We start from the raw sequence: 9,011 nt of genomic DNA on the forward strand, positions 1-9,011 counted from the left end.
AGCTTGCCTCGCGATCTTTTCACGATCAAAAGATCGCGAGGCAAGCTCGCTCCTACCCGTGGCGCGCATATTTTAGGCTCGGAGTCTAACTCGGAGCAGCCGCATTAGTTTAGAAAAATCTGAACTAAGTATTTGCCTGTAGGGATTCTTCCCGCCGCCGGCCTTTCGCAGAATCGACCGCCATAACCACAACAAACGACGAGGTCTTTCCCGTGGATAAAATTCTTCACCAACCACTGGGCGGCAATGAAATGCCGCGCTTCGCCGGCATTGCCACCATGATGCGCCTGCCCCATCTGCAATCCGCCGCCGGTCTGGATGCCGCCTTTGTTGGCGTGCCATTGGACATCGGTACGTCATTGCGCGCAGGCACCCGTTTCGGCCCTCGCGAAATCCGCGCCGAATCCGTGATGATCCGCCCTTACAACATGGCCACCGGCGCCGCCCCGTTCGACTCGCTGTCGGTCGCGGATATCGGCGACGTGGCAATCAACACCTTCAACCTGCTGGACGCCGTGCGCATCATCGAAGAAGCCTACGATGACATCCTCGAGCACAACGTGATCCCGTTGACGCTGGGTGGCGACCACACCATTACCCTGCCGATCCTGCGCGCCATTCACAAAAAGCACGGCAAGGTCGGCCTGGTGCATATCGATGCACACGCCGATGTGAACGATCACATGTTTGGCGAAAAAATTGCCCACGGCACCACGTTCCGCCGCGCTGCCGAAGAAGGCTTGCTGGACTGTGACCGTGTCGTGCAAATCGGCCTGCGCGCCCAGGGCTATACCGCTGAAGACTTTAACTGGAGCCGCAAACAGGGCTTCCGTGTGGTACAGGCCGAAGAGTGCTGGCACAAGTCGCTGGCCCCGTTGATGGCTGAAGTTCGTGAAAAAGTCGGCAATGGTCCGGTGTACCTGAGCTTTGATATCGACGGCATCGACCCGGCCTGGGCGCCTGGCACCGGCACCCCGGAAATCGGCGGCCTGACCACCATTCAGGCGATTGAGATTATTCGCGGCTGCCAAGGCCTCGACCTGATCGGTTGCGATCTGGTAGAAGTCTCGCCGCCTTACGACACCACCGGCAATACCTCACTGCTGGGCGCGAACTTGCTGTACGAAATGCTCTGCGTCTTGCCGGGAGTCACTCATCGCTAAACCCCGCCTCCAGACGGGATAAAGGGTTCGAGGTGCCATCGCGCACCTCGAACAGCGCCCTCGCCGGCCTGCCGGCTGACCGGGCCGTTTTTGTGCATGACGCGGCCAACGAGCGGCGCATGCAAGGGGAGCAATTCTTTAGCCAGGATCGCGCGGCTACGGTCTTCAAGACCTGAGTCAGCACACAAGAACAAAAGGCCTTTGGCTGGCCTGTTACGAATGTTTGTCCGCTTTGCCGGAAAGGCTGCCGCCCCCTTAGCCAGTGTGATCGGAGATGATCATGAATAATAAAAACAGCCCCAATAATGCGGGCCACATTAATTCACCAGGAGTTGACCCGACTCCGAACAACGCACGCCGAACCGGACTCAGGGATGTATTTCGCCTGTTTTTGGGCAACGCGCGCGCCACGCAATACACCCAACGCCACACCCGAAACAGCGGTGATGCCACCCATCGCCTGATCGCCTCATAAAAAAAATAATCGGAGACTCGCCATCATGGCTTTAGACCTAATAGTCGTCCTTATCTACGCTGCGGCAATGCTGGTGCTGGGTTACTACGGCATGCGCAAGGCAAAAACCCACGAAGAATACCTGGTCGCCGGACGCAACCTGGGCCCGACGCTGTACATGGGCACCATGGCCGCCACGGTGCTGGGCGGTGCTTCAACTGTCGGTACTGTACGTTTGGGTTATGTACACGGGATTTCAGGCTTCTGGCTGTGCGCGGCCCTGGGTTGCGGGATCATCGCGCTCAACCTGTTCTTGGCCAAGCCGTTGCTCAAGCTGAAAATCTTTACCGTGACCCAAGTGCTGGAAAAACGTTACAACCCGATGGCGCGCCAGGCGAGCGCGGTGATTATGCTGGCGTATGCCCTGATGATCGGCGTGACCTCCATTTTGGCGATCGGCACCGTGCTTGAAGTGTTGTTCGGCCTGCCGTTCTGGGTATCGGTGGTGCTCGGCGGTGGCGTGGTGGTGGTGTATTCGACCATTGGCGGGATGTGGTCACTGACCCTGACTGACATCGTGCAGTTCGTGATCAAGACCGTGGGCCTGATGTTCGTGCTGCTGCCGATCTGTCTGTACCGTGTCGGCGGCTGGGATGAGCTGGTGAGCAAACTGCCAGCCTCGAACTTCAGTTTTACCAGCATCGGCTGGGACACCATCATCACCTACTTCATGATTTACTTCTTCGGCATTCTGATCGGTCAGGACATTTGGCAGCGCGTGTTTACCGCCAAAACTGACAAGGTGGCCAAGTACGCCGGTACGTTCGCAGGGTTCTACTGCATCCTTTACGGCCTGACCTGCGCCCTGATCGGCATGGCAGCCCATGTGTTGATCCCGGACCTGGGCAACGTCAACAACGCGTTCGCCGCCATCGTTAAGGTTTCGCTGCCGGACGGCATTCGCGGGCTGGTGATTGCTGCCGCCCTGGCCGCCATGATGTCCACCGCCAGTGCCGGCTTGCTGGCCGCCTCCACCGTATTGACCGAAGACCTGCTGCCCAAGCTGCGCGGCGGCAAACAATCGAGCCTGAAGATCAACCGCCTGTTCACCATGCTCACAGGCCTCGTGGTGCTGGCGATTGCCTTGGTGGTAAGCGACGTTATCAGCGCCCTCACGCTGGCCTACAACCTGCTGGTTGGCGGCATGCTGGTGCCATTGATCGGTGCGATTTACTGGAAGCGCGCCACGACGGCAGGCGCCATCAGCAGCATGAGCCTGGGCTTTATCACGGCGCTGATTTTTATGATCAAGGATGGTCTGGACGCCAATACGCCGATCTACTACAGCCTGGCTGTAGGGCTTATCAGCTTTATCGTGGTCAGCTTGCTGGATCGGCGCCCGGCCACAGTGGCCAGCGCTGCCTGATACCCACTTTCTTCAGCGGGCGCGACGTCGGAGGTCGTGCCCGTTTTTTTCGATATCAGGCGCTTACGCTGCCACCGTCTTAACGGCGACGTTGCGGACGGCGACGCGGGTCTTCGACAGGGATCGGAATCGGTTGCAGCGGAGGCTCAATCAGGCCCAGTGCAACGCCGACGTCATGCAGCCAGTTTTTCAGTTTGTCTTTCATAATTCCCCCTTGGGGCCACACTTACGACCGGATTCCTTGGTCGCTTCGTACAGATAATAGTCCTAAGTCCTACAAGATGCTTGCTTAAGGTCAATGAACTTTAGGCTAATCCTCCTCTTTTCAAGTCAGGCCGATGCGCATTGTGCTGCAACTTCTACGTCGCTTTTAACGGACGCCGTCTGCTGCAACGTTATCCACGCATTCAAGTTGGCGCCCAGCATGCCCTTTCGCCACATCAACCACGTAGTGGCAGAGGCAAAAGGTTGTTTCAAGGGATGTACGCCGACACTTTCACGGCCCGGCAAGCTGGCCAGCATCGAGGCTGGCATCAACGCCACACCCGACCCTGCCACCACGCACGCCAGCATGCCCTGATAGGACTCAATCTCCATCACGCGGCCCATCGCCGCCCGGTCGCTGGCGTACCAGGCTTCAAGGCGGGTGCGATACGAACAGCCCTGACGGAAGGCGAACACCTCACGACCCTGCACGTCCTGGGCGCGGGTGATCGGTGGATGATCCAGATCGCTGATCATCACCAGTTGCTCTTCACAGAACTCGACACCATCGAGCCCGGCCAACTCAAGCGGGCCATCCACCAGCGCCGCATCCAGACGCCCGGTGAGCAAACCTTCGAGCAATTCCCCGCTCGGCGCCGACTGTACATGCAGGTTCACCGCCGGGTAGGCGCGGTGGTAGCGGGCCAGCAAAGCGGGCAAATGGATCGCCGCGGTGCTGTACATCGTGCCAAGGGTGAATTTGCCGGACGGCACGCCGCCCTGTACCGCACCCAGCGCCTCATCGCGCAGGGCGAACAGGCGCGCGGTGTAATCGAGCAGCACTTTGCCCGCCGGGGACAATTGCAAGCGCTGGCGCTCACGCATGAACAACTCGACACCCATTTGCTCTTCAAGTTGTTTGAGCCGGGTCGACAGATTGGAAGGCACGCGGTGCAGACGTTCAGCTGCACGGGTGATCGAGCCTTCTTCGGCCACGGCCTGAAAAATCCGTAATTGGCTGAATTCCACACCATTCTCCAAAACTGAACAAGTCACTCACTATTATTCAATTTTATAGAAAGTCAATCACCGCTAGCCTGACGATCATTGTCACTGCCCGGGAATTAACAGCATGTCAGCCCTGACTCGCTTACTCGCCAGTTTTATCGCACTCATGATGGCCATGGGGATTGGCCGTTTTTCACTCACCCCGCAACTGCCACACTTGATCAGCGAAGGTCAGATCGACCTGACCGGCGCCGGGCTGATTGCCGCCGCCAACTATCTGGGCTATCTGATCGGCGCGCTGGACGCCATTCGTGCCAGACGCCCGGAGCAAGTCCGTGGCCGACTGCACACCAGTTAATGGCTGTGCGTGGTGCTGACGCTGATTTCGTACTGGGCACAAAGCTTCTGGCCGCATTTGCTACTGCGCTTTGGCGCCGGGGTGGCGAGCGCCTGGGTGATGGTGATGATCACCGCGCTCAGCCAGCAGATCGCGGTCAGCGCTAACCGCCCACGCCTGGGCGCCCTGGTGTTCGCCGGACCCGGCATTGGCGTGGTGCTCACCGGCTTGCTCGCGCTGTTTGCCAACGTTCAGGGGCAAAACTCGTCCATGTTGTGGCTGATCTACGCGGTGGCCGCCTTGCTCATGCTGCTGGTGATCATGCCGATCCTGCCACCCGCCAACGGCCTTGCTCCGCACGTGCAGACGGCGCCCACAAGCCCACGCCACCCCGGCATTACCCGTCTGGGAGCCATTTATGCGCTGTATGGCTTGGGGTACATCATTCCGGCGACCTTTTTGTCGCAAATGGCCAGCGCGCAATTTCGCGGTCAATGGCAAGCCGATTTGTTCTGGCCGGCTTTCGGCCTGTGTGCGGCCATTGGCGTGGTGCTGATCAGCTTTCACCGGCCATCGCCGCGCACCACTCGACTGTGGCTGATGGCCGCGCTGTGGGTGCAGGCGGCCGGCGTGCTGGCATGTTTGCTGCCCAGCAGTGCGGGCCTGGCGCTGGGGGTGATTTTATGCGGCACGCCGTTCCTGGCCTGCATGCCGCTGGTGATGCAAAGCTCACGCGACATCGCCCCCCACGCCACTCAGCGCAACGCCGCCTTGCTTACCGCCTGCTTTGCCGCCGGCCAACTGGGCGGGCCTTTGCTGGCGGCCGTCAGCAGCCATTTCAGTGGCGGATTGCACCCGGCGTTGATCATCGCGGCCAGCGGCCTGGTGCTGGCCGGGGTACTGGCCTTGCAACTGGTTAATTTTGTAGCAGTGCGCGCACCTTGCGACGTACCCACTGCTCCGCGCTGACAAAAGTGATACCTAGCAGCACCAGCACCGCGCCCACGGCGAAGTTGAAGCTTAATGGCTCATCCAGTATCAACACGCCAAAGGTCACCCCGAACAAGGGCGTCATAAACGAAAACACGGCCAGATTGGAGGCCAGGTAACGCTTGAGTAGCCAAAACCACATCAGGTAGCTGAAAAAAGACACCACCAGGCCCTGAAACAAGACGCTGCAAATGGCCAGCCCGGTGAAGCTGAAGTGGGTGATCTGCCCTGTGACAAGCGCAATCACCAGCAGGCCGATAAAGCCCACGATCAACTGGTAAAACAGGGTCAGCGTGACCGGCGCCTCAGAGAGCCTGGAGCCGCGCACCACCACAGTGGTGACGCCCCAGGCCATGCCCGCCAGCACGCCGTAGGCATCGCCAAGCAAAACGTCGGGGTCCATGTCTGCGAACGACATGCCGCCGGCAAAGGAGAATGCAATGCCCAGAAACGCGAGGAAGATCCCCAGCCACTGCAGCGGCCGCAGACGCTCACTGGGCAACAGCCAGTTCACTCCAAGCGCAGTAAAGATCGGCGCGGTATAGAGGAACACCGACATGTGCGCCGCGCTGGTCAGGTGCAGCCCCTGCGCGATAAAGAAAAACTCCAGGCCAAACAAACTGCCTGCGAGCAGTCCGCCGCGCCAAGTGGATGGCACTTGGTCCCAGCCACCCTTCCAGCAAATCACCAGCCCCACCAGCAGCGCCGAGATGCCCGAGCGGGCCATGGCCTGCATGATCGGGGAAATATCAGGTGCAGCCACTTTGATCAGTACCTGCTGGACACCCCAGATCAGGCAAAGCCCCAGCATGACTTGCAGTGCAAAAGCATCCGTTGCTCGCCGCGAACCACTCATAGCCACACCCAAAAGATAAAAACAGCGCAGGCCGCTGGTTTAAACCAGTTCGATGCGGTCCGCGTGGATCACAATCTTGCCTTCCTTGTAGAGCGCACCAATGGCCTTCTTGAAGTTGCCCTTGCTGACGCCAAACAGGTTGCTGATCTGCTCAGGTGCACTTTTATCACTGACCGGCAGTACGCCATTGTTTTCACGCAACTTGCTGAGGATCTTCGAGTTCAGGCTGCTGGAGGCCTCCTGACCGACCGGCTGCAAACTCAGGCTGATCTTGCCGTCGGCACGAACTTCCTTGATATAGCCTTTTTCTTGCTTGCCCGCGCGCAGGAACTTGAACACTTCGTTCTTGTGGATCAAGCCCCAGTGCTTGTTGTTGATCACGGCTTTAAAGCCCATGTCCGTGGCCTCAGCCACCAGCAGATCAACTTCCTGGCCCACCTGGTAGTTGGCCGGGGTTTTGTCCAGGTAGCGGTCCAGGCGGGCTGTGGCGGTGATGCGGCGTGTGTGCTTGTCCAGGTAAACGTGCACAACCACATATTCGCCAGCGGTCATCTGGCGTTTTTCTTCGGAATACGGCAACAGCAAATCTTTCGGCAGGCCCCAATCAAGGAAAACACCGATGCTATTAATTTCGACAACTTTAAGACTGGCAAACTCACCGACTTGAACTTTTGGTTTTTCAGTGGTGGCAATTAACTTGTCAGCGCTGTCCAAATAAACAAATACGTTAAGCCAGTCTTCGTCTTCACTGGGAATATCTTTGGGAATATAGCGATTGGGCAACAGGATTTCCCCGTCGGCTCCGCCATCCAGATACAAACCAAAGTTAGTGTGTTTAACCACTTGCAAACTGTTGTAGCGACCGATTAAAGCCATGTCCAATACCCTCATTACGTGGGCAGCATTCTACCCGAGTTTGGCCCGGCAAATTGGAGCCGCGCAGCAAGGCTTTCACATTTTTTACAAAAGGCCTGATTTATCAAGGATTTTTGCCACGACCCAAGGACCACTCGTCAGCCCGGCGCGCCCTCAAGACCCTGCCGAATAGCCCAAACACAACCCGATGATATGAATTAAAACAGCGAGTTAGCGGGCGCTTAGAGTGTTGATTATGTGCAATGCCAAGGTGCTTATAATATTTCAGGAGGATATTTAACAAGCAATTGTCAAGCATTTCAGTTACTATCGCTGGCCAAGTTATTTTCTACAGGTGAATAGCCGCCATGCGTGTAAAAGCATCCGCCAGCAAAGTAAAGCCAGCTCCCGCTGTTGAAACCAGTGATTCAATCAATGCGCAAATTGCCGCATTCTTGAAGTCCGGTGGCGAGATCCAGCAAATTGACAAAGGCGTCAGCGGCCAAACTTTCGGCGCATCCAAACAGATTTCGCTGGGTAAAAAGTAATACCCCCCGCTTTATAGTGGTCCTGATGCGCTTTGCCTTCCAAAGCGCTGGGACTCCTGAACCCCCTCCCCTCAAGAAATCGACGAACGGCCCCCATCTGCCGGCATACATCCGTATGCTTGAACCTGTCTAAACCAAGCCTTCGAGCCAATCACTGCATCCAGTTGTCAAGGGAGTGACCTATGCTCACACGAGCGTTACTGCTCACCGGCACATTGCTGTCCAGCGCAGCTGTCAACGCACAGGTGTTTTCACGCGAGCTGGGCGATTTCGACCTCAGAATGGGCACCCAGCCCAGCCGCAGCATGGCCCAAGGCCTCGTCAAGCCGACCAGCCCGGGGTCGACTTTCCATGGCGGCCTGGACCTCACGCACAACAGCGGCTGGTATGTCGGCCAATGGGCGCCCACCATGGGCCTCAAGCCCGGCAGCAATCTGGAAGTCGATTCGTACCTCGGTTACAAACACCCGTTTGACCAGACCCTGAGCTATGAACTGGGGATGATTCATTACAGCTACCCCAAGGTCAGCCCCATGGACAGCCAGCAGTTTTATGCGGGACTGACCGTGTTGGGCACGCGCTTTGGCGCAGCGTTCAGCAATGACCCGGATCGACGCGACAGCACCGTGTTTGCCGATCTGGGCGCCAATCGCACGCTAGGCGTCGGGGTCAGCCTGAAATACACCACCCACCAACTGGGCACGCCGGTATCCATCGCCGATGGCGGCAGCGTGCGTACGTTCAATGATTGGTCGATCACCTTCTCACGGCCCTGGATGGGCGTGAACCTGAACGTGATCTACAGCGACTCCAGCCTCGACGGCGGAGATTGCTCGGCGTACTCGGGGCAAAACCCGCAATGCGATGGGTTACTGACGTTCAAGGCTGAACGTACGTTTTATTGAGAGAGGGATTACAAAGCCGTCCCGTCTTCGACGCCGCGCTGTCGCGCATCAAACAGACCACTGTAGTCGCTGACGAGGTACGAAGGCTGCGATCGGCCTGCGTGGTTTAACGGAGCCTCTTATGGCTTAGATCAAGATCAAAAACCAGATCAAGATCAAAAGATCGCGAGCAAGCTCGCTCCTACAGGGTGAACTGCCCCCAAAAAGTTGGACACCCATCCAACTTTTTGGGTTTTCAACATGAATAAGTACACAGAGCAATTTA

The 9,011-nt window shown here is 57.7% G+C and carries 9 protein-coding genes and 1 pseudogene; 6 read left to right on the forward strand and 4 right to left on the reverse strand.

The features are described 5' to 3' along the window. The first annotated feature begins 212 nt into the window (after nucleotides 1-212). From speB to AAEZ03_RS25100, 3 genes are all read left to right on the forward strand, one after another. Complete coding sequence (gene speB, locus AAEZ03_RS25090; protein ID WP_123752006.1) at nucleotides 213-1,163, forward strand: agmatinase; 951 nt, start codon at nucleotides 213-215, stop codon at nucleotides 1,161-1,163. Nucleotides 1,164-1,443: 280 nt separating this feature from the next. Further along, complete coding sequence (locus tag AAEZ03_RS25095; protein WP_314918804.1) at nucleotides 1,444-1,638, forward strand: hypothetical protein; 195 nt, start codon at nucleotides 1,444-1,446, stop codon at nucleotides 1,636-1,638. A gap of 25 nt (nucleotides 1,639-1,663) precedes the next feature. Beyond that, a complete protein-coding gene (locus AAEZ03_RS25100; protein ID WP_153329257.1) occupies nucleotides 1,664-3,043 on the forward strand; it encodes a sodium:solute symporter family protein in 1,380 nt (459 codons plus the stop codon). Between the two features lie 79 nt (nucleotides 3,044-3,122). Here AAEZ03_RS25100 and AAEZ03_RS25105 read toward each other — a convergent pair whose 3' ends face one another. Both AAEZ03_RS25105 and ptrR read right to left on the reverse strand, forming a co-directional pair. Further along, complete coding sequence (locus AAEZ03_RS25105; RefSeq protein WP_256677203.1) at nucleotides 3,123-3,248, reverse strand: PA1414 family protein; 126 nt, start codon at nucleotides 3,246-3,248, stop codon at nucleotides 3,123-3,125. Between the two features lie 125 nt (nucleotides 3,249-3,373). Then, the gene (gene ptrR, locus AAEZ03_RS25110) at nucleotides 3,374-4,276 is read right to left on the reverse strand and encodes a putrescine utilization regulator PtrR (protein WP_350582334.1); all 903 of its coding nucleotides are present in this window, start codon (nucleotides 4,274-4,276) and stop codon (nucleotides 3,374-3,376) included. Between the two features lie 103 nt (nucleotides 4,277-4,379). On the opposite strand from ptrR, the pseudogene AAEZ03_RS25115 reads away from it, so the two are divergent. Further along, nucleotides 4,380-5,561, forward strand: a pseudogene (locus tag AAEZ03_RS25115) (MFS transporter). Here AAEZ03_RS25115 and AAEZ03_RS25120 read toward each other — a convergent pair. Continuing rightward, nucleotides 5,509-6,438, reverse strand: coding sequence for a DMT family transporter (locus AAEZ03_RS25120; protein WP_350582337.1), 930 nt, complete (start codon nucleotides 6,436-6,438; stop codon nucleotides 5,509-5,511). The pseudogene AAEZ03_RS25115 and the gene AAEZ03_RS25120 overlap by 53 nt on opposite strands. Before the next feature lie 39 nt (nucleotides 6,439-6,477). Further along, nucleotides 6,478-7,314: a CvfB family protein gene (locus tag AAEZ03_RS25125; RefSeq protein ID WP_048371524.1), complete on the reverse strand. Its 837-nt coding sequence runs from the start codon at nucleotides 7,312-7,314 to the stop codon at nucleotides 6,478-6,480. Between the two features lie 347 nt (nucleotides 7,315-7,661). Here AAEZ03_RS25125 and AAEZ03_RS25130 point away from each other — a divergent pair, with 347 nt between their 5' ends. Both AAEZ03_RS25130 and AAEZ03_RS25135 read left to right on the forward strand, forming a co-directional pair. Then, the gene (locus AAEZ03_RS25130; protein ID WP_048371526.1) at nucleotides 7,662-7,841 is read left to right on the forward strand and encodes a PFL_1563 family small protein; all 180 of its coding nucleotides are present in this window, start codon (nucleotides 7,662-7,664) and stop codon (nucleotides 7,839-7,841) included. Between the two features lie 182 nt (nucleotides 7,842-8,023). Next, the gene (locus AAEZ03_RS25135) at nucleotides 8,024-8,746 is read left to right on the forward strand and encodes a TorF family putative porin (protein ID WP_048371529.1); all 723 of its coding nucleotides are present in this window, start codon (nucleotides 8,024-8,026) and stop codon (nucleotides 8,744-8,746) included. Nucleotides 8,747-9,011: the final 265 nt, after the last annotated feature.

This window comes from Pseudomonas sp. HY2-MNA-CIBAN-0224, from assembly GCF_040310285.1.
In the GTDB taxonomy this organism is placed as follows: Bacteria; Pseudomonadota; Gammaproteobacteria; order Pseudomonadales; family Pseudomonadaceae; genus Aquipseudomonas; species Aquipseudomonas helleri.

Bases quoted from the DNA above. Each gene is read 5' to 3' on its own strand.
- AAEZ03_RS25095 (WP_314918804.1), top strand. From the start codon at position 1,444: ATGAATAATAAAAACAGCCCCAATAATGCGGGCCACATTAATTCACCA.
- AAEZ03_RS25100 (WP_153329257.1), top strand. From the start codon at position 1,664: ATGGCTTTAGACCTAATAGTCGTCCTTATCTACGCTGCGGCAATGCTG.
- AAEZ03_RS25105 (WP_256677203.1), bottom strand. From the start codon at position 3,248: ATGAAAGACAAACTGAAAAACTGGCTGCATGACGTCGGCGTTGCACTG.
- AAEZ03_RS25120 (WP_350582337.1), bottom strand. From the start codon at position 6,438: ATGAGTGGTTCGCGGCGAGCAACGGATGCTTTTGCACTGCAAGTCATG.
- AAEZ03_RS25125 (WP_048371524.1), bottom strand. From the start codon at position 7,314: ATGGCTTTAATCGGTCGCTACAACAGTTTGCAAGTGGTTAAACACACT.
- AAEZ03_RS25130 (WP_048371526.1), top strand. From the start codon at position 7,662: ATGCGTGTAAAAGCATCCGCCAGCAAAGTAAAGCCAGCTCCCGCTGTT.
- AAEZ03_RS25135 (WP_048371529.1), top strand. From the start codon at position 8,024: ATGCTCACACGAGCGTTACTGCTCACCGGCACATTGCTGTCCAGCGCA.